This is a genomic window from Kitasatospora sp. NPDC092286 (assembly GCF_044755565.1).
GTDB lineage: Bacteria > Actinomycetota > Actinomycetes > Streptomycetales > Streptomycetaceae > Kitasatospora.
In genome coordinates, this window is record NZ_JBIVRD010000015.1 from 122,506 (window position 1) to 148,037 (window position 25,532).

At 70.6% G+C, this 25,532-nt stretch carries 24 protein-coding genes and 1 pseudogene; 9 read left to right on the forward strand and 16 right to left on the reverse strand.

What is annotated here, in order from left to right; all coding sequences use genetic code 11:
• Window positions 1-308 precede the first annotated feature (308 nt).
• From ACIQIB_RS17810 to ACIQIB_RS17820, 3 genes are read right to left on the reverse strand one after another with little or no spacing between them, the layout of a single operon-like run.
• Window positions 309-1,868, reverse strand: a complete 1,560-nt coding sequence (locus tag ACIQIB_RS17810; RefSeq protein WP_400758856.1) for a prenyltransferase — start codon at window positions 1,866-1,868, stop codon at window positions 309-311.
• On the reverse strand, window positions 1,865-3,250 hold the full coding sequence (locus ACIQIB_RS17815; RefSeq protein WP_363607697.1) for a cytochrome P450: 1,386 nt from the start codon (window positions 3,248-3,250) through the stop codon (window positions 1,865-1,867). Before ACIQIB_RS17815 ends, ACIQIB_RS17810 begins: the two co-directional genes overlap by 4 nt.
• A complete protein-coding gene (locus ACIQIB_RS17820) occupies window positions 3,247-4,230 on the reverse strand; it encodes a hypothetical protein (RefSeq protein WP_400758859.1) in 984 nt (327 codons plus the stop codon). Before ACIQIB_RS17820 ends, ACIQIB_RS17815 begins: the two co-directional genes overlap by 4 nt.
• Before the next feature lie 336 nt (window positions 4,231-4,566).
• Here ACIQIB_RS17820 and ACIQIB_RS17825 point away from each other — a divergent pair, with 336 nt between their 5' ends.
• Window positions 4,567-4,890 (forward strand): Voldacs domain-containing protein, encoded by a 324-nt coding sequence (locus tag ACIQIB_RS17825; protein ID WP_400758861.1) that lies wholly within the window; start codon window positions 4,567-4,569, stop codon window positions 4,888-4,890.
• Between the two features lie 257 nt (window positions 4,891-5,147).
• Here the strand turns inward: ACIQIB_RS17825 and ACIQIB_RS17830 are convergent, their stop codons facing one another.
• On the reverse strand, window positions 5,148-5,972 hold the full coding sequence (locus tag ACIQIB_RS17830; protein WP_400758864.1) for an SAM-dependent methyltransferase: 825 nt from the start codon (window positions 5,970-5,972) through the stop codon (window positions 5,148-5,150).
• A 38-nt stretch (window positions 5,973-6,010) separates the two neighbouring features.
• Here ACIQIB_RS17830 and ACIQIB_RS17835 point away from each other — a divergent pair, with 38 nt between their 5' ends.
• Window positions 6,011-6,439, forward strand: a complete 429-nt coding sequence (locus tag ACIQIB_RS17835) for a helix-turn-helix domain-containing protein (protein WP_363607794.1) — start codon at window positions 6,011-6,013, stop codon at window positions 6,437-6,439.
• Between the two features lie 43 nt (window positions 6,440-6,482).
• On the opposite strand, the gene ACIQIB_RS17840 is transcribed toward ACIQIB_RS17835, so the two are convergent.
• From ACIQIB_RS17840 to ACIQIB_RS17855, 4 genes are all read right to left on the reverse strand, one after another.
• Window positions 6,483-6,641, reverse strand: a complete 159-nt coding sequence (locus ACIQIB_RS17840; protein ID WP_363607694.1) for a hypothetical protein — start codon at window positions 6,639-6,641, stop codon at window positions 6,483-6,485.
• Between the two features lie 167 nt (window positions 6,642-6,808).
• Window positions 6,809-7,030, reverse strand: a complete 222-nt coding sequence (locus ACIQIB_RS17845) for a DUF6928 family protein (protein ID WP_400758926.1) — start codon at window positions 7,028-7,030, stop codon at window positions 6,809-6,811.
• A 106-nt stretch (window positions 7,031-7,136) separates the two neighbouring features.
• Window positions 7,137-7,796: a hypothetical protein gene (locus ACIQIB_RS17850; protein ID WP_400758867.1), complete on the reverse strand. Its 660-nt coding sequence runs from the start codon at window positions 7,794-7,796 to the stop codon at window positions 7,137-7,139.
• 56 nt (window positions 7,797-7,852) lie between these two features.
• A complete protein-coding gene (locus tag ACIQIB_RS17855) occupies window positions 7,853-9,364 on the reverse strand; it encodes a hypothetical protein (protein ID WP_400758870.1) in 1,512 nt (503 codons plus the stop codon).
• Between the two features lie 188 nt (window positions 9,365-9,552).
• Between ACIQIB_RS17855 and ACIQIB_RS17860 the strand changes: the two genes are divergently transcribed.
• Window positions 9,553-10,386 (forward strand): transposase, encoded by an 834-nt coding sequence (locus tag ACIQIB_RS17860; RefSeq protein WP_400758873.1) that lies wholly within the window; start codon window positions 9,553-9,555, stop codon window positions 10,384-10,386.
• 33 nt (window positions 10,387-10,419) lie between these two features.
• Here ACIQIB_RS17860 and ltrA read toward each other — a convergent pair whose 3' ends face one another.
• The 4 genes from ltrA to ACIQIB_RS17880 all read right to left on the reverse strand — a co-directional run bounded on the left by ltrA (window position 10,420) and on the right by ACIQIB_RS17880 (window position 16,095).
• Window positions 10,420-11,682, reverse strand: a complete 1,263-nt coding sequence (ltrA, locus tag ACIQIB_RS17865) for a group II intron reverse transcriptase/maturase (protein ID WP_363615376.1) — start codon at window positions 11,680-11,682, stop codon at window positions 10,420-10,422.
• A gap of 951 nt (window positions 11,683-12,633) precedes the next feature.
• Window positions 12,634-13,704, reverse strand: a complete 1,071-nt coding sequence (locus ACIQIB_RS17870) for an HNH endonuclease signature motif containing protein (RefSeq protein ID WP_363614092.1) — start codon at window positions 13,702-13,704, stop codon at window positions 12,634-12,636.
• Window positions 13,705-13,996: 292 nt separating this feature from the next.
• Window positions 13,997-14,692 (reverse strand): HNH endonuclease, encoded by a 696-nt coding sequence (locus tag ACIQIB_RS17875; RefSeq protein WP_363614090.1) that lies wholly within the window; start codon window positions 14,690-14,692, stop codon window positions 13,997-13,999.
• Between the two features lie 44 nt (window positions 14,693-14,736).
• Complete coding sequence (locus tag ACIQIB_RS17880) at window positions 14,737-16,095, reverse strand: AAA family ATPase (protein ID WP_363614088.1); 1,359 nt, start codon at window positions 16,093-16,095, stop codon at window positions 14,737-14,739.
• A gap of 155 nt (window positions 16,096-16,250) precedes the next feature.
• Between ACIQIB_RS17880 and ACIQIB_RS17885 the strand changes: the two genes are divergently transcribed.
• Window positions 16,251-16,559 carry a hypothetical protein gene (locus tag ACIQIB_RS17885; RefSeq protein WP_400758876.1) on the forward strand — a complete coding sequence of 103 codons (309 nt, stop codon included), beginning with the start codon at window positions 16,251-16,253 and terminating at the stop codon, window positions 16,557-16,559.
• A gap of 136 nt (window positions 16,560-16,695) precedes the next feature.
• On the opposite strand, the gene ACIQIB_RS17890 is transcribed toward ACIQIB_RS17885, so the two are convergent.
• The 3 genes from ACIQIB_RS17890 to ACIQIB_RS17900 form a co-directional block, all read right to left on the reverse strand.
• On the reverse strand, window positions 16,696-17,274 hold the full coding sequence (locus tag ACIQIB_RS17890; RefSeq protein ID WP_363614084.1) for a hypothetical protein: 579 nt from the start codon (window positions 17,272-17,274) through the stop codon (window positions 16,696-16,698).
• A gap of 575 nt (window positions 17,275-17,849) precedes the next feature.
• Window positions 17,850-18,197 (reverse strand): hypothetical protein, encoded by a 348-nt coding sequence (locus ACIQIB_RS17895; protein WP_400758879.1) that lies wholly within the window; start codon window positions 18,195-18,197, stop codon window positions 17,850-17,852.
• 123 nt (window positions 18,198-18,320) lie between these two features.
• A complete protein-coding gene (locus ACIQIB_RS17900) occupies window positions 18,321-18,473 on the reverse strand; it encodes a hypothetical protein (protein ID WP_363614080.1) in 153 nt (50 codons plus the stop codon).
• 306 nt (window positions 18,474-18,779) lie between these two features.
• Between ACIQIB_RS17900 and ACIQIB_RS17905 the strand changes: the two genes are divergently transcribed.
• The 3 genes and pseudogenes from ACIQIB_RS17905 to ACIQIB_RS17915 all read left to right on the forward strand — a co-directional run bounded on the left by ACIQIB_RS17905 (window position 18,780) and on the right by ACIQIB_RS17915 (window position 21,458).
• A complete protein-coding gene (locus ACIQIB_RS17905) occupies window positions 18,780-20,723 on the forward strand; it encodes a hypothetical protein (protein WP_363614078.1) in 1,944 nt (647 codons plus the stop codon).
• Window positions 20,724-21,067: 344 nt separating this feature from the next.
• A pseudogene (locus ACIQIB_RS17910) lies at window positions 21,068-21,229 on the forward strand (IS21 family transposase); the annotation flags it as partial.
• 7 nt (window positions 21,230-21,236) lie between these two features.
• The gene (locus ACIQIB_RS17915; protein WP_400758882.1) at window positions 21,237-21,458 is read left to right on the forward strand and encodes a DUF5988 family protein; all 222 of its coding nucleotides are present in this window, start codon (window positions 21,237-21,239) and stop codon (window positions 21,456-21,458) included.
• A 71-nt stretch (window positions 21,459-21,529) separates the two neighbouring features.
• On the opposite strand, the gene ACIQIB_RS17920 is transcribed toward ACIQIB_RS17915, so the two are convergent.
• The gene (locus tag ACIQIB_RS17920) at window positions 21,530-21,958 is read right to left on the reverse strand and encodes a winged helix-turn-helix transcriptional regulator (RefSeq protein ID WP_400758884.1); all 429 of its coding nucleotides are present in this window, start codon (window positions 21,956-21,958) and stop codon (window positions 21,530-21,532) included.
• Window positions 21,959-22,081: 123 nt separating this feature from the next.
• Here ACIQIB_RS17920 and ACIQIB_RS17925 point away from each other — a divergent pair, with 123 nt between their 5' ends.
• Both ACIQIB_RS17925 and ACIQIB_RS17930 read left to right on the forward strand, forming a co-directional pair.
• Window positions 22,082-23,566, forward strand: a complete 1,485-nt coding sequence (locus ACIQIB_RS17925; protein ID WP_363614070.1) for an MFS transporter — start codon at window positions 22,082-22,084, stop codon at window positions 23,564-23,566.
• A 319-nt stretch (window positions 23,567-23,885) separates the two neighbouring features.
• On the forward strand, window positions 23,886-25,532 hold the full coding sequence (locus tag ACIQIB_RS17930; RefSeq protein WP_363614068.1) for an ABC transporter substrate-binding protein: 1,647 nt from the start codon (window positions 23,886-23,888) through the stop codon (window positions 25,530-25,532).

Sequence of the window (25,532 nt, forward strand, 5' to 3'; positions counted from 1 at the left end):
GCGACCGAGCGGCGCCACCGCGACGCCACCCACCGGCGCGGCCGGCCCGCCAACAGGCCACCGGCCGCCAGCCGCCGGGAAAGTCCCCCGGTTGCGATCCCGGGAGACCGCCGCCGTCACCGCCCGATGTCGATCAGCACGGTCCTCGACGGGATGACGGAGGGGTGGTTGACGATGGGTCAGGTCGGCGCAGGCTACGTCGGATCGCCGCTGTGCCCGCGCCGTACCCGGCGTGGCGACGGGTGGCGTGGTGCTCCTCTCGGTGGGGTTCGGGGTGTCCATCCGGCCCAACTGGTGGCCGGGGTTGTTCAGGGAAGTGTGTGGAGGGTGGCGAGGAGCTCGGCCTCGACGACGGCTGTGGGGGTGTAGAGGGTCTTGTCCTGCCACAGGGGCGGGTTCGCGAGGGCGTCGGTCAGGTGGTCGGCGAGGTAGGTGCGGGCGCGGGTGAGGGGCTCGGTGGGGGTGGTCGGGGCGGCGAGCAGGATCTGGCTGCCGTAGGCGGTTTCCTCGGCGCTGGGGCCCCAGATGCCCCAGGAGCCGTCGGGGTGCTGGGTCCGCATCGCCCATTCGGCGGCGCGGCGCAGTGCGGGGCGGGCGGTGGGGCCGCCGTGGCGGGCCAGTGCGGTGGCGGCGCGGCTGGTCGCGTACAGGGGTGAGGCGTGCCACTTGTCGGTCCAGTGGCCGGCGGGGGTCTGCTGGGAGGTGAGCCAGGTGCGCAGTGCGGCGACTGCCTCGCGGTGGGCCGGGTGGTGGGGCAGGCAGGCGCCGAGCGCGAGCAGGGCGTGGGCGTTGGCGGAAAGGGAGCCGATGTCCTCGCCGAGGTAGCAGGCGAAGTGGTCGCCGGTCCGGAACGGGGCGAGCGCGTCGTGGTCGTGCGGCAGGCCGAGTTCGGCGGCGACGAAGAGCGCCATGGCGGTGTCGTCGGCGTCCGGCGCGAGTCCGGGTGCGCCGCGCACGCTGCCGTGCTCGGTGAGGGGTTCGAGCCATCGTCGGGCCAGGTGTTCGGCTCCGGTCAGCAGTCCGGTCTTGGCGAACGCGGAGAGGACCCAGAGGCGTTCGAACGCCGCCAGTGGGGCCGTTTCGGGCAGCAGGCCGCGGTAGCGGTGCGCGGTGGCTTCGAGGGCGGCTGCGGCCGGGCGGTGGGAGGGGGAGGCGGGTGTGGTGGCGAGCCAGGCGGCGGTGGCGGCGGGTGAGGCGCCGAGCAGCCCGGTGGGAGGCGGCGGGACGAGGCGGTCGGGGATCCGGGCGGCCAGTGCCTCGTAGCAGTGGTGCCATTTGACGGGCAGCTGCGGCAGCCGGTGGAGCCGGTGCGTGAGCGCGGTGGGAAGGTCGGCGGGTTGGCCGCAGAGCGGGCCGAGGCGGGGTGAGTGGTGCAGTGCGGGGTACCGGCCGGTGGCCGGGGCGTCGAGGAGCCGGTTGACCTCGGCCAGCAGGGCGGGGACGAGGAGTTCGACGGCTGCGGTGTCCGGTGGTGCGCCGTGGCCGGGTATGTGCCGCAGGGCGGCCAGGGCACGGGTGACGGCTGCCGGGATCCGGCCTTGTGGCGGCTCGTCGTGCAGGTGGGACAGCAGCGCGGCGGTGGCGCTGAGGGTCGGAAGCACCTGGTGTCCGGTGGAGCCGGTGCCCCACCGGCCGTCGGCCCTCTGCTGGTCGAGGAGCCATCCGACTCTCTTCGCGGCGCCGGGCAGGCGGGGCAGGTGGGCGTGGACGCGTGCGGTCTCGTAGACGGACGGGGTGAACCGCCCCCACGGGTCGGCGTCGACCTGTTCGAGGAGGTGCCGCGCGCGCTCGGCGCGCCGCGCGGGTCCGCCGGGGCCGGGCGGCGCGCCGGGGCCGGGCAGGGCGGGCCTGGCGACGGTGTGGTTCATGACGCCGGGCACTGCCGCTGCGGCGGGGTGTCGATCCCGCTGGGTACGGTGACGGTGGCCCTCATGCGGCCGGGGTTGAGGGTGAGTTGCGGGAGCCGGGGCAGTGCGAGGCTGTCGGGGGTGAGTTCGAGGTGCCAGCGGCCGACCATGGAGGCGAGCAGCAGGACGCCCTCGACCATGGCGAACCGGTCGCCGACGCAGGAGCGGGCGCCGCCGCCGAAGACGGTGGCCGGGGCCTGCGGAGTCCGTTCTCCTGCCTGCCAGCGGTCGGGGTCGAAGCGGCCGGGGTCCTCGTAGAGCGCGGGCAGGCGCCCGATCAGGTAGGGGCTGTAGGCGACGGTCGTGCCGGCCGGCAGGTGGTGTCCGCCGAGTTCGGTGGCGCCGGTGGTCTCCCGGGTGAGGAACCAGCCCGGCGGGTACATCCGGATCGCTTCGGTGAGGACCTGCCGGGTGTAGCCGAGTCGGGGCAGGTCCTCCCAGGTCGCGGCGCGTCCGCCGAGGACGGTGCGCGCCTCGGTCCGCAGCTTCTCCTGGGCGTCGGGGTGGGTGGCGGCGAGGTGGAGCGCCCAGCAGACCGCGCCCGCGGTGGTCTCGGTGCCCGCGGTGTACATGGTGATGGCCTGGTCGACGAGTTCGTGGTCGGTGAAGGCGTCGGCGTCGCTGTCGGGGTCGCGGGCCGCCAGCAGCAGGGACAGCAGGTTCGGGGCGGCGTCCGCGGCCGTGTCGGCGCTGCGTTGGTCGGCAATCAGCCGGCCCAGCTCCTGGCGGATGCGTTCGGTGGCTCTCCGGTGGCGCAGGTTTCCGGGGATGGGGAGTGCGCACAGCGCCTCGGGCATGAGGATGCGCCGGGAGAAGCCCGCCATCATGACGGTGAAGTCGGCGGCCAGGCGGGCGTGGGCGGCCTCGTCCAGGCCGGTGCCGAAGAAGGCGGCGATGACCACGCCGGCGGTGATCTTCCGGGCCTCCTGGGTGAGGTCGATCCGCTGCCCGCTGCGCCAGCTGCCGAGAGCCTTCTCCACGCGGTCGGTCATGACCTGGGCGTAGCCGGGCAGTCGGGGCTGGTGGAACGCCGGTTGGACGAGGCGGCGCTGGCGGCGGTGGTCGCTCGCGGGGCAGCTGGCGACACCGTGCCCGCCCGCCTCGCGCAGCCGCTGGTAGAGCGGGCCGCCCTTGTCGAAGACCCGGTCGTGGACCAGCATCGTCCGGGTCAGCTCCGGGTCGCACACCACGACGATCCTGCGGCCGGCGAGGCGGACCTCCACCACTTCGCCGTACGCCGGAAGCCGCTCCAGGAACGCCAGCGGCGCGCGCAGGAGGGCGACGGTGTGTCCCAGGAGCGGTAGCGCGCCGGGCACTTGGGGCAGTACCGGGCCCCCGCTCATGCGTGCCGCCCGTCGTCGTCGGAGAGTGGTGCGCGCGGCGCCGGCCCGGTTCCGTAGCGGCCCGGCAGACCGTTGGAGAGCAGCCCGGCGAGGAAGTCGTCCAGCGCGCCCAGGTAGGCGCCGGCCTGTGGGGCGCCGACCGCCACGGCGGCGCGCCGTACGCGGTACCGGTCGAGCGCCGTGTCGAGCATCGTTCGCACGACCGCGGCGGCTTCCGCGTTCGGGCGCCCGGTGTCGCGTGCGGTGATCGTGATCAGGTTGGACAGGTCCTCGGCCCGTCCCCGGTGCGCCTGTTCCCAGGTGAAGGAGACGAGGTCGTTGTGGATCAGGACGACGTCGCAGAACTCGGTCAGCAGCCGGCGGGTCACCGGGGCGTCGTGCAGGCCGGCCGGGAGTTCGCGGCCCGTCGTCCATTCGAGCAGCGGCGGGAGCAGACGGGCGAAACTCAGGTGGCGCCGCATGGCGAGGTAGTCGGCCGCGCGGACGTCGCGGGCCGAGTGCTCCCACAGCACGGCGAGGAGGTAGCCGCGGACCGCGTCCGCCAGCCGGCCGAACTGCGCAGGGGTGAGCCGGCGGCGCAGTTCGGCGCTCACCGCCGCGAACGCGGCGACCGCCGCGCCCTGCCCGGTGCCGCAGCCGGCAGGCGACTCGCCGGCGCCGTCCAGGTCCAGGACGGCGACGAGGCCGGCGATCGCGGCGGCCGTGTCCGCAGCCTCGGGGCCGGTCCCGGGCTCGTGGAGGTCGTCGAAGGCCGTGAACCAGGTGAAGGCCTCGGTGATGATCCGCTTGCCGTCCGCGTCGGCCGCCGGAAAGCACCGGGCCACACTGCCGCCGATCCCCGTGCGCAGCAGACGGTCCCTCACCTCGCCCTCGGGCACCATGCCCCAACGGTGCAGGAACGCGGCGACAGCGACTTCGGGCCCCGCGAGACCGGTGCCACCGGCGCTCACCGGACGGCCCGTCGCGTTCGCCGCCGTCACCCGACGTCCTCGCCGCGCACATTCACTCCCTTGGCCGGCGCCGTTGTGTCACAGCATCAAACTGCGTTGTCCGACGCGCGATTGATACCCGCCGTCCCATCCGCCATACCCACGCTTCCACCGCTTCCCCGCCCCTTCGCGGCCTTCGGGTCGGGTGCGGGCTCCGGTGACGGCCGACCTCCTGGGACTGACTCCCGCATGTCGCACGGTGGGACGACTGCTGCAACCCTGCGGACATGGCGGGGCCGACGGCCTGCGACGGCGCGCCATCGCGCCCGGGACCAGGCGCGGTGGGGGTGCTGCCGACGACCCGCGGCGCCAGCCTGCGTCCTTCAAGTGCGCGAACACCTCGAAGACCTCGACGACGACCTCACCGAACACACCGGCCCGGACACCGACCCCGAGGACACCGGCCTGCGCCTCACCCCCCTCGACCCCAAACGCCCCGCCCCCGACCTCCTCGAAGACCTCCTCACCGGCATCCACGCCTGCCAGCTCCTCCACGAGGAATACGACGACCCCGACGACGAGGACGCCGATGCCGACGAGGCGGAGGACCGGGACGACGAGCACGCCGAACAGCACCAGGACCGCAGCCGCGAACGCTTCGCCCACCTCGTCCGCGAAACCGCAACCCGCCACCGCGACCGGCTCACCTGACCCGCCACCGAGACCGCCCGCCCGGACACACGACGCATCCCCTCGACAATCACCCAGGGTGACAACGGAGGGCTCTGACCACCCGCTCCCCTCGGCGACTCCGCGCGACAGCCGTCGACCTGTCGGCAACCGCACGTTCACCCAGGCCGTCGGCGCCTGCCCCGCCGAACGTGATCCACAAGGCCGCGAGCCGCTGAAGGGAGCCGTAGGCGATCTGAGCGCAGGTCAAGGGATCACGCCAGGTCAGAGCTATGCCGTCATGCGGCGGGCCCGGTGCGGTGGGCTTCGATGAAGCCGGGGGCGCCGGGGCCGGCGGCGGGCGGGAGGGGGCGGGCGTGGGTGGTGGCGAGGTGGTCGAGGGAGGTGAGGTGGGTGGTCCAGCCGTGGGCGGCGAGCCAGTCGTGGGTGCCGGGGCCGAGGCCGCCCCGCCACAGTGCGGTGATGTGGGCGAGCGCCGGGTCCTGCGGGGTGCCGGTGACGTCGCGGCCCTGTTCCAGCAGCAGGCGGCTGCCGGGGGCGGAGAGCGCGCCGACGGCGGTGAGCAGGCCGGCCGCCTCGTCGGCGCTCAGGTAGACCAGCAGGCCCTCGGCCAGCCAGGCGGTGGGCCGCCCGGGGTCGAACCCGGCCGCGGTGAGCAGGCCGGGCCAGTCGGGGTCGACCAGGTCGGCGGCCAGCGGGACGCGTTCGCAGGCGGGGGCGGCGCCGAGCCCGTCCAGGACCCGCTGCTTGAAGGCCAGCACCGGGGCGAGGTCGAGTTCGAACAGTCGGGTGCCGGACGGCCACGCGAGCCGGTGGGCGCGGGTGTCCAGGCCGGCCGCGAGCAGCACGACCTGGCCGGTTCCGGCGGCGAGGAGGCGGTCGTCGTAGAAGCGGGTGCGCAGGATGCCGTGGGCGACCAGGCGCCTGGCGAGGGGTCCGTGGGGCCCGTCGGGCAGCGGCATCCCGGCGGCGGCGACGAAGGCGGCGGCGTAGGGGTCGGTGAACAGCGGTTCGGGCCGGGCGCTCTCGTAGGCCCGCACCAGGGCGACGGACAGGGCGGTGCGGGACACCGGGCTCAGGGCCTCGGGGGTCTGGGGCGTCATGGCCGAGAACTTACATCGGCACCGATGCATCTGTGAAGATGTATTCTTTCGGGGTGGACGGCGTACGGCTTCTCAGACTCGGCAAGCGGCTGACCGAACTCGGCCGGGAGATGGTCACCGACCCGGCTTCGCAGACCCTCACCCCCGGCGAGGTCGCGGTGATCGCCGACGTGTTCGGCCACCCCGCCAGCTCCGTCCAGGAGATCCGGGTGCGGACGGGCTTCGCGCAGAGCCACGTCTCCGGGTCGGTCGCGCGGCTGCGCGAACGCGGGCTGCTGGACGCGGCCGCCGACCCGTCGGACGGCCGGCGCACCCTGCTCACCGTCTCCGCGATGGCCCGCCAGGCCGTCCACGGCTGGGTCGCCGAACCGGTGGAACCGGTGATCGCCCGGGCGGTGCCGGACGATCAGCGGGCCCGCCGGGCGGTGGAACTGCTCGACGAACTCGCCGCCCTGCTGCTGCCCTGACGCACCCCGGGCCCGGCGCACCGTCGGCCCGGTCGGCCGGGGGTCAGGGGCGCCAGTAACCCTGGGCGCACAGACGGGGTTTGGGCACGGTCAGGTCCCGGCGGACGAACTGGCCCAGGTACCCGGTGACGCGGTCCTGCACTTCCAGTCGGAGGCGGTCTGGCTGGTACGGCTGGACGGCGAGCCGAGCCTGAGCGAGCACGGCGACATCTGACCGCCGAGCCGCCTTGCCGCCATCTCCAGCCCCTACCGTCGAAAGAACTACGAGTTCTCCGATCAGGACTGAACGGCGACCACCGCCGCGGGTTGGTGAGCAGTGAAGAGTCGGCCCCGGCACCCCACCCACCGGGGCCGACCCCATCTGGCCCCTTACCGACCTACGGTGACATTCTGGACCCCAAGAAGGCCAGAGCAGCTCACAGCCGCGTAGGCCCGATCGTCCGGAGGGTAGACCCCGTCCCACAAGGTCGAACCGCCAGCCGCTTCGATCACCCAACCCGGGTACAGGCGCCGCATCATGGCGGCCGTCCGCCCCAGGTCCGCCCCACCCACCTGCCCCAGGCGACGAGGCACGTCCCCGTCGGCGTACACCAGCAGACCAGTCTTCGCGCCCAAGGATCCTCCTTGCAGTGAAGCCGCGTTGGGGTCGCACCCTACTCACGAGCACCGACAAGAGGAGGCACAGCCGGCCGCTCGTTCAGGCATCCGCCACCGCGTAGCCGAGTAGGCTGGCACGCTCGGCCATCACCTCGAAGTCCGCCGCCGGATTGAGCGCACCGACCGTCCGAGGGTCCAGCGGGGCGCCCGCCAGGAGCGCGGCGACAGCCTGCCGGTCGACGGGCCGTTCGTAGTAGTCCTCCGCGTCACTGCAGACGGCCTCGGCACTGCCGTCGGTCAGCACCCCGAAGAGCCAACCAGCTCCATCGGACTCCCCGGGCTCGAAAACCACAGGACCGCACTGCCACGAGGTCGCGCCCGTCTCGCGCCAGGCACACACCGTCACGTCGAAGAAGCCCTCGAACTGCAGCTCCGGATCAGCCGGGTAGTGCGCCAGCGCGGCGGGCAGGCCCTCCAGCAGCCCAGGCCAGTGCGCCCTGGGCCACTCCCGCCACGGCGTGGCGTCGCATTCATGGTCAAAACCGTAGAGAAAGACCCCGGCCGGATCGAAGACGATCCCGTACAGATCACCGGAACCGTTCTCCATCGTGGCCAGGTCCACGCCCGCACGCCAGCCCAGGACATAGCCGTGCCTCGGGGCGAAGCCGTCGAGCACGATGTCGAGCAGCGCCAGCGCCCGGCAGCGGGCACGCAGGACACCGGGGTCGGGAAGCACAGTCACGAGCTCCTGAACGTTCATGACAGTCATTGAACAGGCCACCGCCGACAGCCGGACGATCGAGAGCAGTCTGCGCCTCAGGGCAGGAGCCCGGTCATGACATCAGCGGGGAGGGAAGGGTTGGCGGCGGCCGCCGTCACGACCTGCCAGTCCTCGTCGGCCAGAAGGCCGACGAGGACTGCGGAAGGGATCTCTGGACGCGCGGCGGCGACGCGGCGGGCCTGCGGGTCCGCCAGACATGCGAGAAGCGCCGCGAGCGAGGCGTTCGGGTGGCGGGCGACCTCCCGAAAGGCCTTGCGCGCGGAGACGGGCTGACGGGTCAGTCCCTCCAGGACGAGCGCGGTCGCGTCAGGGTTCGTGGCGGCCTTGGCGGCCACGCGGAGACCGTGACGGTCGATCATGGCGAGCAGCTGGTCCTCGGTGAGACCCGGGTGCGGGGCGATTGCTTTGAGGACCTTCGCGTCGCAGTCGCGGACGAGCATGTCGCGGATCGCGTCCGGCAGGTCCCGGCGCAGGGCGACCAGCATGCGCAGGGTCGGGTCGGCGGCCGTGGCGAGGTCGACAACCTCCGCAAGCGTGGCCGCAGCGATGCGTGGGAGCAGCGGAGAGCCGAGTTTGGTGGAGCGGGTGAGCTGTGCCAACACGTCCAGCGGCAGGCCCGGATGGTGTGCGAGGGACCGCTGGACGTCGTGGCCGTGGTCCTGGGCCAGCCTGCGGACCAGGGCCTCGTCGATCGACGGGTTCTTCGCCAGTGCCGCGCGGACCCACGGCACAGGGTCCCCGGCCAGTTGCGCGTAGGCGTGCCGCGGCAGACCCTCGCGTGCGGCGACGAGTTCACGCAGCAGCGCCGACGGGTGGTCGGTGAACCGGGCCACGGCCGGCGCCGGGGTGGCCGCGTTGTGCAGCGCCTGCCACTGAATGTCGTGCACGGCGGACTGATGGGATCCATCACACGCGTCCCCGGGCAACAGCACGCAATCGCCATGAGGGCAGTCCGGCGCATGGACGAAGGGCACCTCCTCCTGGTCGCAGACTCGGCAGAACCGCACCGCAGGCAGGCCTTCGCCGGTGAGCAGCGCCGCCAGCAGCTCCGCTGGCGTCGCCTCATTGCCGGCGACCGCGCGGCGGACCTCTGCATGCGGATGGCACGCGAGTTCGGCGGCCAGGTACGTCGGGGCCCATCGGGCGAGTTCGGCGACGACCCGGGTGCCGGGGTCGTCGGCGAGGCTTCGGGCCACGTCCGGCTGGAGCCCGGGACACGCGGCCAGCTTCTCCCGGTGTTCCACGCACGGATCTGCGGCAAAGTGCCGGGCCCACTGTGGCAGGCCGACCCCCTGGTCGAGCAGGGCGAGTGCGGCGAACGGCTGGGAGACCGGATCGACATCCTCCGGCTGCAGCCGGCAGCCGTAGGCGAGCTGGACGGCAACCGTGACAGATCGAGCTGCCAGCGCGCGGACCTGATCGCGGTCCAGGTCCGGACGCAGCGCCAGCTCACTTGCGAGCTCCTCGTCCGCAGCGTCGATCAGCCGGTCAACCAGGTCGGGCGGGAGGGCGGGGTTCACGGCGAGGCCGAGCAGCGCGGGATTCACAGTGCGTCATCCTGCTGTGCGCACCGCGGAGTGTCCCCTGAATTCTTTGCCCGCCCAGCCTTCCGCCGGCCAGCACCGGGAAGCAGTTCGTCCAGACGCTTGAAGCCGCTGGAGGTCCTGGGAAAAGCGTCGGCGCTCTTGGAAATGATCTCCGAGAGCGCGGACTGACGCACGCCGCGGATCCCGTCGTGGACGAGGCGTTCACCGGCCTCGAACACGAGCTGGGCATCACGGCCGCGTGCCGGCTGACCGGCCGCTCCCGGGCCACCCACTACCGCAGGCTGAAGCCGCCGCCCGTGCGCGAGCCCAGGCCGCCACAGGTTCAGCCGTCGGCTCTGACGGCAGAAGAACGCGATGCGGTCCTGGAGTTGATGAACAGCCCCGAGTACGCCGAGCTGGCGCCCGCGCAGATCTGGGCCCGCGAGCTGGACACCGGGCGCTACCACTGCCCGGTCTCCACCATGTACCGGATCCTGCGCGCACACGGGCCGTCGGGTGAGCGCCGCCGCCAGGCCGCCCACCCGGCCAGGACGGTGCCCGAACTCGTCGCCGACGGACCCTCCCAGGTCTTCACCTGGGACATCACCGAAGCCGCCGGCCCCAGCAAGGGCATCTGGTACCACGCCTACGTCATCATCGACATCTTCAGCCGCTACATCGTCGGCCACACCGTCGAACCGGCCGAATCAGCCGAGCGGGCAGAGGAGCTGATCCGCGAGACCATCGCGCGCAACGGCATCGCCCCCGAGGCCGTGCACGCCGACCGGGGCACCTCGATGACCTCCAAGAAGGTCTCCCAGCTGCTGATCGACCTCGGCGTCACCAGAAGCCACTCGCGCCCGAAGGTCTCCAACGACAACCCCTCCAGCGAGGCCCAGTTCAAGACCACCAAGTACATGTCCGACTACCCCGAGCGGTTCGACTCCCTGGCCCACGCCCGCGAATGGTTCGACGCCTTCATCTCGTACTGCCGAGTAGCCGAGGGGATTCTCACCCCTCGGCTCTCACAGATCCGTGCGTAACAGTCTCCCGTTACACGGCTCTTGTCGCCCTGGTCACCAGCCCGAGGCTGCTCTCGCGGTGTGACGCCAGTGCGCGAACATCCGCGGGTATCGCTGGGCGATCTCCCGCAGCTTCGCGAGGGCCTTCCGCTTGGCGGCGAACCGTTTGTACTTCTGGCGGATCCATCGCACCAGGTAGGCGTTGATGCGTTGAAGGAGAGGATCGAGCTCCATTGGACGGAAACGCCCGAAGTAGTTGATCCAGCCCGCCACGACGGGATTGATGCGCCGGGCGAGCTCGGGGAAGGACAGGTCCGAGCGTGTGTGCAGGTGCCAGGAGCGGACCTGCGCGCTCATCTTCTTCAGGGCGTCCTTGCTGACCGCCGGGTCGAACGACAGGAACAGTCTGCCGTGTTTGTCCCGGTTCTTGCGGGCACGGAAGGTGTATCCGAGGAAGGTGAACGCCGTGTACTCGTAGGTACCTTGGCGTTTGCCGTCCCGGCAGTACACGATCCGGGTCTTGGCCGGGTGCAGTCGCAGCCCGACCTCCTCCATCCTGTCCGTGAGCGCGGCCAGGACGTGCTGGGCCTGTCGCTCGGAGACGCAGTGGATCACGGCGTCGTCCGCGTAGCGTTCGAACGTGACCGTCGGGAACTCCCGCTCCAGCCACAGATCGAAGGCGTAGTGCATGAACAGGTTCGCCAAGACGGGAGATACCGGGGCACCCTGCGGTGTCCCCTTCTCCCGGGTCAGCAGGCTGCCGTCGGGCAGTTGAAGCGGGGCGGCGAGCCACCGCTTGACATACAAAATCACCCATACGGCATCGGTGTGAGCCTCCAGCGCCTTGACGAGCAGGTCCCAGGGCACGCTGTCGAAGAACTTCTGGACGTCGAGGTCGATCACCCAGTCCTTCTTCCAGCAGCGTTCCCTGCACCGCTCGACCGCGTCCAGCGCAGACCGTCCGGGTCGGTATCCGAAGGAATCAGGGTGGAATACAGGATCCACCCTCCGCATCAGATGCCTGGCCACCACGGTTTGCGCCACACGGTCAGCAACAGACGGAATCCCTAGGATTCTCGCCTCGCCTCCTTGGGGCTTGGGAATCTCCACCATCCGCACCGGAGGCGGAAAGTATGAGCCCGACGACATCCGATTCCAGACCCTATACAGATTGTTCTTCAGGTCCTTTTCGAAGTCGGCGATACTCTGCCCGTCCACCCCTGGTGCACCTTTATTCGCCCTGACGTCCTCCCATGCCTCCTTCACTTCCCATTTCGAAATCTCAAACGGCTTGGACTGTGACTTCAACTGGTCCATCGGACTCCTCCCGGAGAACATCCGGTTGATGCGATCAACTCAGTCACGAGCGACCCGGCCCCTTCGCTCCACCCCCGTTACAGGGGCTTCCTCACTACTACGAGCCGGTCCGCCAGCGGGTCCCGCGTCGGTACTCGATCCCTTGCGGTGACTGCCGCTTGGGACACTCCCTCTCGCCCGCCGCGAGGGACGGGCAGTATCGAGACACGCCTTCTCCTGTTCCATGCGGGAGCCGCAGACCGGACTCACATCGCCTACATGCCGGACACCACCTGGCCAGTAAACGGGTATCCGCCAGGCTCATCCCGGAGTTGGTTGCACACCCCGGTTTCGATGTCATCTAAGTCATTACGACACGTCAGCAGCGATTCGCTTGCGCTTGTCTTTCCGATCCCCACCTGACGCCTCTTACGACGCCTTTTCCTCATCGCTCACCACGACAGTATTCAGCTGCCGCAGCATGAGGCGGTTTGAAGCCTCCCCCCGCAGGGCGGCTCCGAAGGGCCCTACATTCCTTCATCTCCCACACAGAACCGCAGAATTGACTTCACCTACATAAAGCCACTCCTCACGTTCAGGACACAAGCAACCACGAGCATCGGCACTCGGGCATCGGACCCCACACACCCGCCGGCGTCCACTTCGGCACCGCGGAGGAGATCCGCGACCAGCGGGCCGTCACCCTCACCGAGGCCTACCCACGGCACCCCGAACGCTTCGGCCGCCGCCCCAGACCACCCGAGATCCCGAAGGCGGCGTGGATCAACGACCCCGCCAAGCGCAGGGAACCCGCACCACAAACCTCATAGCCTCACGACCGTCTCACTGGACTTGAAATCTTCCGCCCCGGCGCTGTTCCGGACTGTCGCCGGGACGGTGCCATGGTCGCTCTCCCGCAGTGAGCCAGCGCAGACGCCCGTCTTTGGGAGAGGTCCGGCAGAGACAACGCGCTCACTCCGTGAGGAAAAGGTCGCCCTTGCGGAGGTTGCACATCCAATGGCTCAGCTGGACGTTGTCGCTGGTGTGATCGCCACCCGCAGTCACCGGCACCCGGTGGTCCAGGGTCGCGCACCACATGTCGGGCCATGACAAGGCCGGGTCAACTGCGGTGTGGCAGATCTGGCAGACCCAACCGTCTCGTTCGAAGATCGCCTGCGGGTCCAGACGCTCGATCTCGCCCTCCTGCCCGAACCTGCGCATGCGGCTGGCGTAGCTGCTGGCCGCTGCGCTGATGCGCTTGAGCCGCTGGGAGCGGGCTACGTACGCGGGGGTCCACAGCGTGGGGATGTCCTGGAAGCCGCAGACGTGGGCCGTCCAGGTGTACTCGTTGCCGTCCTGGTCGATGTCGCGGATGATCTCCTGGTACCAGCGCCAGGTCCGCCCGCGGGCTTCGAAGGGCGTGTATGTGTCGACCTTGTGCAGGCCGAGGTACTGGCCCAGGAGGAGCGACGTCGGGGTGCCGCTCTCATCGACCTCGTAGAAACAGGTCGAGCCTGTTTCCTCGTGCAGGGCGAACACCACGCGGTCGAGCCGCCAGTGGTCCGGTGCTCCTGCGGTGACCTGCCAGGGAATATTCTCCGGCAGCAGGACCGACAGCGGCAGGTAGACGGTGCGAGAACCGTGGCGCTCGACGAGATCGCCCGGCTTGGGCGAGTAGCCGAGAAACTCATACGGAAATGGCGAGTCCTGAGGCAGGGTCCGGAACACCTGGGGTCCACGCGACGGTTGGGGATCCGGGGCGTTCACGGTCGGTGGGCTGACCTCGCCCCGTTCGATCTGCCGGTTCAACCGACGATTGAGCGTGGCGTTGCACCGGGGCGAGCACACATGGCGGTCCCGCTGCTTCCAGTGAGCGGTCGGCGCTATGGCCTCCCCGCACAGCCTGCACGGCTCCCCTCCTTTGGCGCGGCTCTCGGTCTTCAGAACCTCGTCGCGCCACTGCCAGTACTCGCTGTCGTTCCCCACGCCGCCATGTCCTTCCGTCGACATACCGGCTCGACTGTAGACGAACCAGATCGGCATCGTCCGACTGCCCTCTCCCTCCGCAACCGGCCCAACCGTCGTCGCGTTGTCCGCCAGCGCCTCCAGTCACAGCGAGTAGCAGTGATCCGACGCCCCTTCAGCAAGAGGTGCATCCGGCGCCCGACGGCCGTGCCCTCGGGCCCACCGGCCAGTCCGGCCGTCGCGGGCGAATCCGGGTCAACCACCCACCAGCCACGGAGGTGATCTTTGCTCGGCGCGTCATGGTGAGCGCGCGCTCTGCCGGCACGCCAGGCGAATCGCGAACCCGGGATCACTCACGGAGAGCGTGGCGCTACCGGATGAGCAGGGCAGACCTGAGCCCGGGCTCGCGAAGGTGTGCGAGGAGCCGGGAGTCGTCCTCGAAGACGATCTCGGCGGCGGGATCGAGCGCCTGATGCAGCATCGCCTGCACGACATCGGCCATCGGTTGTTCGTTGACGACCCCGGCCCACTGGTCAGCTGCTTCGTGGTCGCCCTGGGCCGTGGCTGCGGCCCACTGGGCGACGCAGGCCTTCGTGACGTGGTAGGCGTTCACCCTGCCCTTTGCCAACAGGCCTCGGTTGAGGTCGAACACGTCGATGGTGGCCTGGCCCCTGGGCGTGAGCGGGTGGTACCTGCCGACTGCCAGGACCAGGCGCAGGTGCGGTGTCGGATCCTCGGCCGTGGGGTCGATCAGCAGTGGCTTCCCGCCTTCGTCGAGCGGGAAAGCGGCACCCTTCAGGTGGCTGTTGCACAGCGAGCAGGCGAGGAGGTGGTTGGTCCAGTCGAAGGCGCGGATCGGACGCCGGTCGATCGGCTCGAAGTGGTCGATGTCGGTGGCCTGGTTGTCTCCGCAGTACATGCACCGCTCCCGCCCGGCCGCCATGTCGGCGAGGAGATCCCGCAGCGGCGCGTGCACGTGGCGTCGCACCGTGGTGTTCTTCCAGAGCTGTCGCGCCTTGGTCTCGGGTTCCGGGGCCAGCACGATCTCGGATGTGCACTCGGCCATGCGGGAGCGCGGCGGTTCGGGCAGGGGAAGCCGCCGGATCCGGATCACACGACGTGCCCGGTCAGGGAGTACAACCGAGCCGCGACCTCGTCGACCCGGGCAGAGGGGGAACTGGTCAGTGTCCGCTTCAGCAGGCGGTACCGTTCCCGCTCGTCCTCGCCGGCCTCACCGGACACGATCTTCATCTCCAACGCGACCAGGAGCGCCCGGGCCTCGTCCGCACGCTGCGAGTACGGGGTGTCGAGACCGAAGAGCTCGGACAGCACCGCATCGTCGCCGCTGCCGAACACCACCCGGTCGTACAGGTCGGTCCCGACGACCTGGGGAGCCTCATCGACGTCGGGGCCAGGCAGGCGGATCAGCCCTGCGGGGTCGGCCGCCTGGCAGATGTAGGGGCTGTGGGTGGTAACCAGGAACTGGACCAGCGGGAAGTGCTGCTTGAGCCACCCACCGATGCGCTTCTGCCACGACACGTGCAGGTGCGCGTCGATCTCGTCGATGATCACGACACCGGGAACGGTCACGACGGGGTGGCCACTGTCGCGTTCGACGTGGATGGCGCCGTAGGTGTCGTGGAGTTGCTTGAGGATGTCAACGACGAGCGCGGCAACGGTGCGGTAACCGTCACTCATCTCCCGAAGGGCGAACGACCGGCCGTCGTGCGCCACCCACAGGCCGTCGGAGTCGACGTCCCCGATGGTGTACTCGTCGGGCAGCAACTCGTCGCCGAGGATCTCCAGGGCGGTGCGCTTCAGGTCAGCCGCCCCCTGGCGGTTTTCGAGGGATCGAAGGTGCTGCTCGATGAGCCAGCTGACACCCTCCGCCAACGAGGCGTCCTCGTGGAAGAGGCTGGTGAGCCGGGCCACGGCACCAGCCCCCGCCATACGCCGCTGGACCTCCCCCGATCCACCGACGAGACGACGGAACGGCCCGTACCCCGCACAGAACCAGCCGACGGGGTTGTCCGCCCACGGCCCGCGCTGAGCAGCGGTCGGCGCTTTCTTGTAGACCACCGGACTCAGAGCCGGCTGGGCATGCCGACCGGCCGCGGTAGCGGTGTCCGGCGCGGTCCACTTCAAGCCCGCCCAGAAGACGCCGACCGGAGGCCGCCCCGTGCTGAACCTGTCCTCGGCCGCATCAGGCTGGAGGCAGACCTCCGCGGACGCCTGCGAGCGCTCGTCGCTGATCCACGACTCGAAGCCGGACACCAGCCCCCGTGCCGCACTCGGACCGCTGACCGCCAGGGCGACGGCGCGCAGCAGGGTGGACTTGCCGGAGCCGTTGCGGCCGGCCAGCACCGTCCACCCGGCGTAGGAGCCGTCGGGCCGGGTGAGGTCGAGGTCCACCTCACGGGCGCCGCGGAACCCACGCACGTTCCGCACCCGCACGTTCTTGAGGTACATGCCCCGTCCTCCAGCCCGGTTCCCCACGGCGCGCCCCCGTCGTGGGCCGCCACGCCGACTCTATCCGCGCCCCGCCCCACGCCGGAGATGCACGTCCGCATGCCCTCCTCGCACGGACCAGCGGGCCAAACGGATCATCCCTAATCGGTCCTGTCGTGCCTCGCGCACCGCTCGGGTCCGTCGGCATCACGATCGATCTCCCCGGTGGCCGGAAGCTCGCCGTCGAGTACGACGGCTCCTACTGGCACGCGGACAAGAGCGATATCGACGTGGAGAAGTCCGGCGATCTCCTCGCGGGACGATACCTCGTCGCCCGGCTTCGCGAACACCGTCTGCTGGCACTGGCCATCGAGGATCCCGGCTACGCCGAGTTGACCGTCCACTCGACCGCCCCCGACCCGGACGACGTGATCGAGCGTGTGAAGCAGTGGGCGTCCGGCCACCGACCGCAGGACGGGCAGTAGCGGCAAGAGACGGCAGGGCTGGGTGCAGGCTGCGGCAGTGTCGCGAAGCGGCCGGGCGCCACCGCCACAAGGACTCGACCAGGTCGGGGAAGTACGAGGTCACGTGGTCCCTCGGGAGACGTTCGTGCCTTCGTGGTCACGCCTGAGCAGATCCGGGCGAAGCGATGGGGTCGTGCATGCGTCCGGGCAGTTCGCTCCAGTCGTGGAGTGCGCCGTGGATCAGGTTCTCGAACTGGGCTCTGCCCTCATTGACGAGGAGGTCCTTCAGGCAGGCGCAGTCCTGCATCGGGCCGCCGCCGGTGAAGCAGACGAGGATGCCGGCGGCTTGGAGGCCGCGTGCCGCGGCGGCGACCTCGTACCCGAACGGCAGGGGTACCCGGCCGGCCAGTTCCCGGGCGAAGACCTGCTCGATCCGGGGTCGGCCCAGGGCCGCCCACAGTCGGCCGATGACGGCACCGACCATGCCGTGCAACGACTTCCTGCCGTCTAGCAGCGCCCGGGCAAGCGTTGCAAGGGCCTCGCAGCCCCTCCCCCGCTGCTGTTCGAGGAGGGCGTTCCAAGTCGACTCGCTCGCGTACCGCAGCGCCTGGGAGACGATCACGTCGTTGCCGCCGCCGGAAACGAGTTCGACGCAGACCTGCGCCGCGCCGTCCGACTCCGCCCGGCTCACCACCCGCGGTGCGGGCCGCTGCGGACGGCGTTGGACCGGGATCACGGGGGTTCTCGGCGCGGGGGTGGGAGCGGGTCGCGTGCTTCGGGAGGGGCGGTTCACCGTGGCGGCGGGACGGCGGGTCCTCGTGCCGGTGGGATGGGGCTGGGAGGAGTTCGTGGCTCGTCGCGGCGACGGGTCGAGGGGGCGTCTGCCGCCCGGGAGGCCCTGGTGCTGGTGGCATCGCAGGCCCTGCTGCCGCACCCGGTTCCTGCAGAGCCTTCCGTCCTTCTTCATGGCACGGCACCTGTTGACCATCCGCAGAGAGTGACCGGTCGAACACCTTCGAGCAAGGCGTCAAAGGTCCCACCGGATCGATCGAGTCATCCCCGGCGGACCCTGCGGCCAGTGCGATCGGGACGTGGTTGCACGATGTGGCTGCCCACGGGTCTTCGGGTGCCGAACGAGACTGCCCTGAACTGTTCGGCCATCCGTTCGCAAGGCGCTGCTGTGCGGGAAGCCGACAAGGCGAGGTGTCGGGCCCGGGAGCTGCCTCCGGCGGTCCTTCTCCGACCGGAAGCAGCGGTGGAGCCGGGGCACCTCGCGCCTCGGCCCCACCGTTCTACGTGGAAGTGAATCGTTCAGCGACGGAAGTCGCGGTGCGGGTCGCGGGTCTTCACGTTCCCGAACGGTTCGAACCAGGCCGCCACGCGCAGGTCGCCCATGCCGATCTGCCGGTTGGTCTCGCCGTCCGGGTCCTCGATGCCGTCGAACCGGGCGCTGTAGAGCATCAGTACGTCGGTGTCCTGGAAGAACATGTCCGTGCAGGCGCCGAAGTCGTAGTCGTCGCGGTGGACCGGCAGCGCGGCGTGGACGGCGTCCTCCTTGTCGTCGAGTTCGTCCTGCAGGTCGCGGGCGTCGTCGAGGGCGAAGTGGAGGGCGAGGTTGAAGAGTGATCCTGCGGCGGCCGGCCAGGTTCCGGCGCGCACGTGGGCCACCGCCTGCCGGAGGGAGGCCGCCGGCGCATCAGGGAGTCGTCCGCACAGGTCCTCGACATGTTCCTCCAACGGGGCGTCGGAGCCCGAACGCAGAGCGCGGAGCAGTTCGGCGGCTCATTGGGCGAGTTCGGGCTCGCGGCAGGTGAGGACGGCCTGGAGCGAGTCCGGTCCGTCCTGGTGGCCGACGAGAGCCAGAACGCGGCTCTTGCTGGCTGTGTGCTCGCAGAAGAAGTCGCGGAGCGCAGCGGTGAGATGGTGCTGGGGCATGCGGAGGACTCCGGAGGAAGGGGCGCGGGCAGGTGGTGCCGCACAGGCGTGGAGTTCCGCTGGTGGACGCGCTGCTGACGCGTCCCCGGACGGTGGTGAAGGCGATCGACCGTGGCTGGTTCCGCCGATGCTGTCGGCGGCCCGGACCTGGGTCCGCCATCACCGTACCCGACGGCAGCACCCGTGTCCGCTTCGAAAGCCGGATCGGTCCCGTCTGTTGAACCGTAGACCGGCCTGTTGACCTGGTTGTCCGATCCATGGAGCAGGATGGGCCTGACCATTCGTGTCTGGGGAGGAACGTACGGCATGACCACCAACAGCTCACGGCTGCCTGTGGAGTTCCTGGTCGCTGTTGCAGCCGGCGCCGACGCCGGGTCGGCTGCGGCCCGGATGGCTGCCGAGCAGGCCCGCGCATTGGCAGATGACCGGCAGTACGCGCGTCTCCTCGAAGCACTGCTCACGAGACCTTTTCGGGACGAGGCGCCTGACTGGCTCTTGGAAGCGGCGGTGACGAGCGGCCTGCGGAAGGCGGAGTCAGAGCCCGAGTACCTGGTCGGGACGGCGATCGAGCTGGTGGCTCTCGCGCTTGCCCATCCCGAGTGCGGGGATGCCCTTCGAGACAGTGCACTCCAACGTTGCACGGCCAGCCAGCTCGGTTCTCTCGGTACCGCCGGCCGGTCGCCGGTTCTGTACAAGGCCGTCGCCTCCGAGCTGCGCAGGCGGGTACCTCAGCGTCCGTTCATCACACCAGCCCTCCTCAAGGAACCGACACCCGCCCAGCTGGTCCTGCGGACAGAACACCTTCACGACGACGTGTTCGACACCGCGGTCTCGCTGCTGCCCGATGCGCCCGACTACAGCGATCACGACAACGAGAACTCCGACGCCTGGTGGGAGCGGACCAAGCAGGCGTTCGCCGCCTGGGAGACCATGTGGTCGGGGGTCCTCAAGCGCCACCCCGACCGGCACTCCCAGCTCGTCGTCCGCACCGAAGGAACCGACGCGCACCGCGTCATCATGGACCAGCTGCTCGGCAGCCTGCCGTGGATGGTCGAGCCCAGCCTGCTCAAGCGGATCGCCTTCGAGGATCTGGACCGCTTCGCTCGGGCCAGGTTGGTGGCCCGGGTGTGCCGCGTCCTCCAGGAAGGCTCCTCACCGGAGGAAGCCCGGAAGCACTTCGCTGCCGAACTCGCCACCCTCGGCGAGGAGGGCCGCGAACACATCGAGCATTACCTTGAGGACGGCGGTCGCCGGGCCAGGTGGGGCATGGGCGGCGCCGTCTCGTGGGCTTCCCACGCCGCAGAGGGGCGGTGGCGCCTGGTACTCAACCCCGCCGAGGCCAAGCCCTCGTACGGCAATCCCTACACCTGGCTCACGCCCGCGGATGAACTCACCGAACTGGGACGGCACTTCGCCGATGTGGCGGTACAGGCGCTCCAGACCTGGCAACCGAACGGCTCCCTCGGCATCAGCCAGGCAGCCGACCTCCGCTGGGTCCATGCCATGCTGCTCCACCTGCCCGACGTGACACCTGCCGTCAAGAAGACGGTCCAGTCGATGATCCGCGATGCCCGGCGCGGCCAGACCCGTCCCAGGTCCTACGACTACACGGCCCAGGAGGACCACCGGCAGTTCACCGAACTGATCGCTGCAATCAGCCGGATCGTCACCGATCCGCTCCCCCAGACATCCGCCACACGACGCGCGGCCCTCGGCGATCCCGCACAGGTGACGCCCCGCGCCCTCTCCGCCGTCGCCGCGAACGTCCTCGACGAGTACCTGGACCGGCATGCCGGCGACGACGAACTCGTCGAGAAGGCACTGCTGTCGTTCGCGCACAGTGGCTACGGGTACGACCGCTCCTTCCCCGATGTCCTCGCACGCCACACAAACCCGCGGCAGGCAGTCCACACGCTGACTCACGGACTACGGAGCAGGCTCGGCGGGAATCCCGCCAACCGCGAAGCCTGGGCCCGGCACGTTCTCGCTCTGCCCGACTGCCCCGACGAAACCGTCCTCGCAATGCCGGCCTGGACCGCACTCAAAGCGAAGGGAAGCCACTACGACACCATCCACCCCACCGTGGTCGCCCTGGTCGTCGGCATACTCGGCGACGACGACCACGTTTGGCAACGGCTTGCCGACAGCCCGATCAGCTCCTCCGGCCCGAACGCCTGGCTCCGCCTCGGCGACATCCTCACGGCCGCAGCAGAGGGAACGGCATGGCCGAAGCCGCCCACCGCCCGGTGACAGATCCAGGCGGCCCCGAGGCAGGCTGGCCTTACGGCAGTACCGAGCCGGTCCGAGTACGCAGGTCAAGCACTACCCGGCCATACACCGCCGTGCCTCGTCGTCCCATCGTCCTCGAGGTCGGCAGTCCTGAACTCGGAGACCTGGGCGGCCGCGTGCAGCTCAGCAGGCCGTCCTGCTGAGCTGCGAGGACGCCTCCCCTGTCCAGGTCGCCGCCGCCGACCGGTCGCGGGCCGGGCGGCGCGCCGAGAGCGGGCGGCGATGTGTACGAGGTCGATGGGTGGACGGGTATCCAAAGGCTTGATCAGGTACCGGGTGCGTGCGCTCCGCGATCGTGGCATGTCTACCAGCGCCCGCTGAAGGGTTCGGCGGTGGACGCGTTCGAGCCCGAGATCCGCGAGCTGCTCAAGGCGACCCCGACGATGCCGGCCACGGTCATCGCCGAGCGGATCGGCTGGGAACGCGGGATCACGATCCTCAAGGAACGGGTGCGCGAGCTGCGGCCCGCGCGCCATGGCGCTCGGCACCGAACCGAACACGATTCTGGAGGGCGGGCCCGCGAACGGCCTGCCGGAGCACGAGCGGGTCCGGTTCCTGGACGCGGAGCAGCACGTCCTCAGGCTGCCGCGCGGGAACCGGTACGAGCACTTCCGACGCTCACACCGGACGGTGCGTCACGAGGCCTCCGAGTCGCGTGTGTTCGAGTGGACGGGGTCCACCCGCCCGGCCGAGTAGCCCGGAGGGCGAAGGGGCGGGCGAGCGACCAGGACAGTCGAATGCGCGAGCGGACTGGCGGAGGCCGGGCCTCAGAGGTCCCCGGCGCCCACCGCTGCCTGCTCCCGGTCGTAGGAGTCGCGCGAGCGGGCGATGGCGTCGCGGTGGCGCTCCGCCCAGGCGGTGAGGCCCTTGAGGGAGGCGTAGAGCTCGTCGGCCATCTCGGTGCCGCGGTACTCCACCTTGGGCGGCACGGTCGCGTAGACGGTGCGCTCGATCAGTCCGTCGCGTTCGAGGTTCCGCAGCGTCAGAGTGAGCATACGGCGGCTGATTCCGGGTACGGACCGTTCGAGTTCGGTGAAGCGGACCGGGCCGTGGCTGAGGTTGAGCAGGATCCCGATCGCCCACTTGCCGCTGATCCGGTTGAGCGCCTCCAGGACGGTGCACGCCTCGCGGGCGGGGGCCGGGTCGCCGCCGGCCTCCTCGATGTCCTCGATCACATCGCTGTTCCCCAGGAACATGAAAGTGCCTCCTTACGGTGGACTTGATGGTCACACATGATGGTCGCTGTAACAAGAAGTGCCCTCAGGGAGCGCGGGCGCCACCGGGCGCCCCTCCCGGGCCGTTCCCGAAGGACTCCTCCGATGACCACGCAAGCCCCGCCGTCCCTCCAGCCTTCCAGGTCACGCTGGTTGGCGCTGGGGGTCCTCTGCACCGGCAACCTGATGATCATCCTCGACGGTTCGATCGTGACCGTCGCCCTCCCGACCATCCAGACCGACCTCGGCTTCACCCAGTCCGGCCTGGCCTGGGTGGTCAACGCCTACCTCATCGCGTTCGCCGGGCTGCTGCTGCTCTCCGGCCGGCTGGGCGACCTGCTGGGCGGCAAGCGCGTCTTCAGCGCGGGCCTGGGCCTGTTCACGGTGGCCTCGCTGGCCTGCGGCCTGTCCTCCTCCTCGACGACGCTGGTGGCGTTCCGGTTCATCCAGGGGGTCGGCGGGGCGCTCGCCTCGGCCGTCGTCCTGGGCATGATCATCACCCTGTTCCCCGACGCCGGCGAGCGCGCCAAGGCACTGGCGGCGTACGCGTTCGTCTCCGCGGCCGGCGCCTCGCTGGGCCTGATCCTGGGCGGCGTGCTGACGCAGAGCTTCAGCTGGCCGTGGGTGTTCTACGTCAACGTGCCGATCGGCCTGGTGGCGCTCGTGCTGACGCAGAGCGTGGTGCCCGGCGGGAAGGGACTGGGGCTGCGCGAGGGCGCCGACCTGGTCGGTTCGGTGCTCGCCACCGGCGGTCTGATGCTGCTGGTCTACACGATCGTCAAGGCCGAGGAGTACACCTGGGGCGACGGCCGCACGCTGGGCCTGCTGGCCGGCTCGCTGGTGCTGCTGACCGGCTTCGTGGTCCGCCAGGCGTACGCGGCCAAGCCTCTGCTGCCGCTGCACATCTTCCGCTCCCGGGCGGTCTCCGGCGCCAACGGCATCATGGTCCTGATGGTCGCCGGCCTGTTCGGCTACCAGTTCTGCACCGCGCTGTACTTCCAGAACGTCCTGGGCTACGACGCGCTGAAGACCGGGCTCGCCTTCCTGCCCGCGCCGGTCACCATCGCGATCGTCTCGCTGGGCTTCGCGGTCAAGCTGAACCGGAAGTTCGGGCCCCGCCGGGTGCTGGTCGTCGGCCTGCTGCTGGTGGCCGCGGCGCTCGCGCTGCTGGCCCGGGTGCCGAGCGACGGAAGCTTCCTCGCCGACATCGTGCCGCCGTTCGTGCTGCTCGGCCTCGGCTTCGGCGCGGCCATGCCGGCGCTGATCGGCCAGGCCATGTCGGTCACCTCGCCCAACGACGCCGGCATCGCCTCCGGCCTGGTGAACACCACCCAGCAGGTCGGCGCCTCGATCGGCACCGCCGTGCTCGCCACGGTGGCCGCCTCCCGCACCGCGACACTGCTCGGCAAGGGCGACAGCAAGGTGGCGGCGCTCACCGGCGGCTTCCACCTCTCCTACGGGCTCAGCGCCGTGTTCGTGGCGGTCGGCGTCCTGGTGGCCGCCTTCGTCCTACGCAGCCCCGCGGACGGTGCCGAGAGCGCCCCCGGACCGGACCTCAAGTCTGCGGATTCCCCCGTGCCGCACATTTGACGGTCCCCGTGCGGCCGTTCCGGAAGGCCCCCCGGAACGGCCGCACCACCCTGACGGCGCGCACCGCCGCCAGGGCCGCACCGCACTCCGCACCACGTCAGAGCACGCCGGCCGAGCACACCCGCGAGCGTCCCGCCGCGAAACCCGCGGGCCCCGGAAAGGGCCCGCATAGGGGGACGGTCAGGGGGGTCGGATCCGGACGGAGCCAGCAGACTCGTCGCATCGTCCGCGGCCGGGGCCATCAGCGCCTGCCCCGCGGGGTGGGCGGGCCTTACGCCGCCCACCGTTCCCCCGCCTCGCGCAGGATCGAGAAGGACCCATGTACACCAGACGCCGTTTCCTCCGTCTCCCGGTCACCCTGACCGCCGCCGCCGTCATCGGCCCCGCCGTCCTCACGGCCTGCTCCGACTCCTCCGCCCCGCCCTCCGCGAAGAGCGGCGGCGGCACCCTGCGCTACGGCGCCGCCGTCGAACCCGACAGCTGGGACCCGCACGCCGCGTCCACCGCCGTCACCGGGCGGCTGCTGCGCCCGGTGCTGGAGTCGCTGGTCGCGATCGCCCCGGACGGGACCGTCAAGCCGTGGCTGGCCGATTCGTGGACGGTCTCGCCCGACGGCCTCACCTACACCTTCACCCTGCGCACCGGCGTGACCTTCAGCGACGGCACCCCGTTCGACGCGGCGGCCGTGAAGGCGAACTTCGACCACGTCACGGCGGCGAAGACGGCGTCCAAGCGGGCGGCCGGCCTGCTCGGCCCCTACAAGGAGACCGAGGTCGTCGACCCGCGCACGGTGGCCGTGCACCTGACCGCCCCTCACTCCTCGTTCCTCGGCTCGGCGGGGAGCACCTTCCTCGGCTTCCACTCCCCCGTCGCGCTGCGCGACCACGCGGGCGACCTCTCCTCCGGCGGCGCGTTCGTCGTCGGCACCGGCCCGTTCACCTTCGAGTCGGTGACGCCGGGCCAGCAGGCGGTGTTCAAGCGCCGGCCCGACTACAACTGGGCCCCGCCGACCGCCGCCCACCAGGGGCGGGCGAAGCTGGAGAGCATCGTCGTGCTGCTGCTGAAGGAGGACGCCTCCCGGGTCGGCGCACTGACGTCCGGTCAGGTCGACGCCGCCGAGCTGATCCCCGCCAACCGGCTGGCCGGCCTGCGCGGCCAGAACGGCGTCCAGGTGGTCCGCAAGGCGGTCCCCGGCGTCCCCTACACCTACTACCTCAACACCGCCCGCGCGCCGTTCGACGACCCGCGCGCCCGGCAGGCCGTCCGGCACGCCATCGACTTCGCCGGGATCGTCAAGGGCATCTTCCAGGGCGAGTACGAGCAGGCCTGGGGGCCGCTGGCACCCTCCACCCCCGGCGCCGAGCCGTCGTTCGCCAAGCCGGCCTGGGAGTACAGCAAGGAGAAGGCGGAGAAGCTGCTGGACGAGGCCGGCTGGACCGGGCGGGACGCCGAGGGCTACCGCACCAAGGACGGCAAGCGCCTCACCGCCGAGCAGCCGTACGTGCAGACCTTCGTCTCGGCCCAGAACCACACCTTCGACGTGGGCGTGCAGGACGCGCTGAAGCAGGTCGGCATCGAGCTGAAGCTGGTGCCGCTGGACTCCGCAGGCTCCACCGGGCGCACCGGCAAGGGCGACTACGACGTGTTCGCCTTCGCCTGGCAGGGCTCCGACCCGAGCCTGCTGGGCAGCCTCTACCACTCCAAGTCCCAGTTCGGGGGCGGCGGGGCGAACGGCAGCCGGGTCAAGGACGCCGAGATCGACGGCTGGCTGGACCAGGCCGAGGCGACCGTGGACGCCGCGCAGCGAGCCGAGCTGTACCGCAAGGTCCAGCGGAAGATCGTCGAGCAGGCGTACTCCTTCCCGGCCTACATCGCCACCATGGACGTCGCCCGGCACGGCAAGGTGAACGGGCTGGTCCTGGACGTCGACGCCAACCCCGACTTCTACGGCATCGGGGTGGCCTGA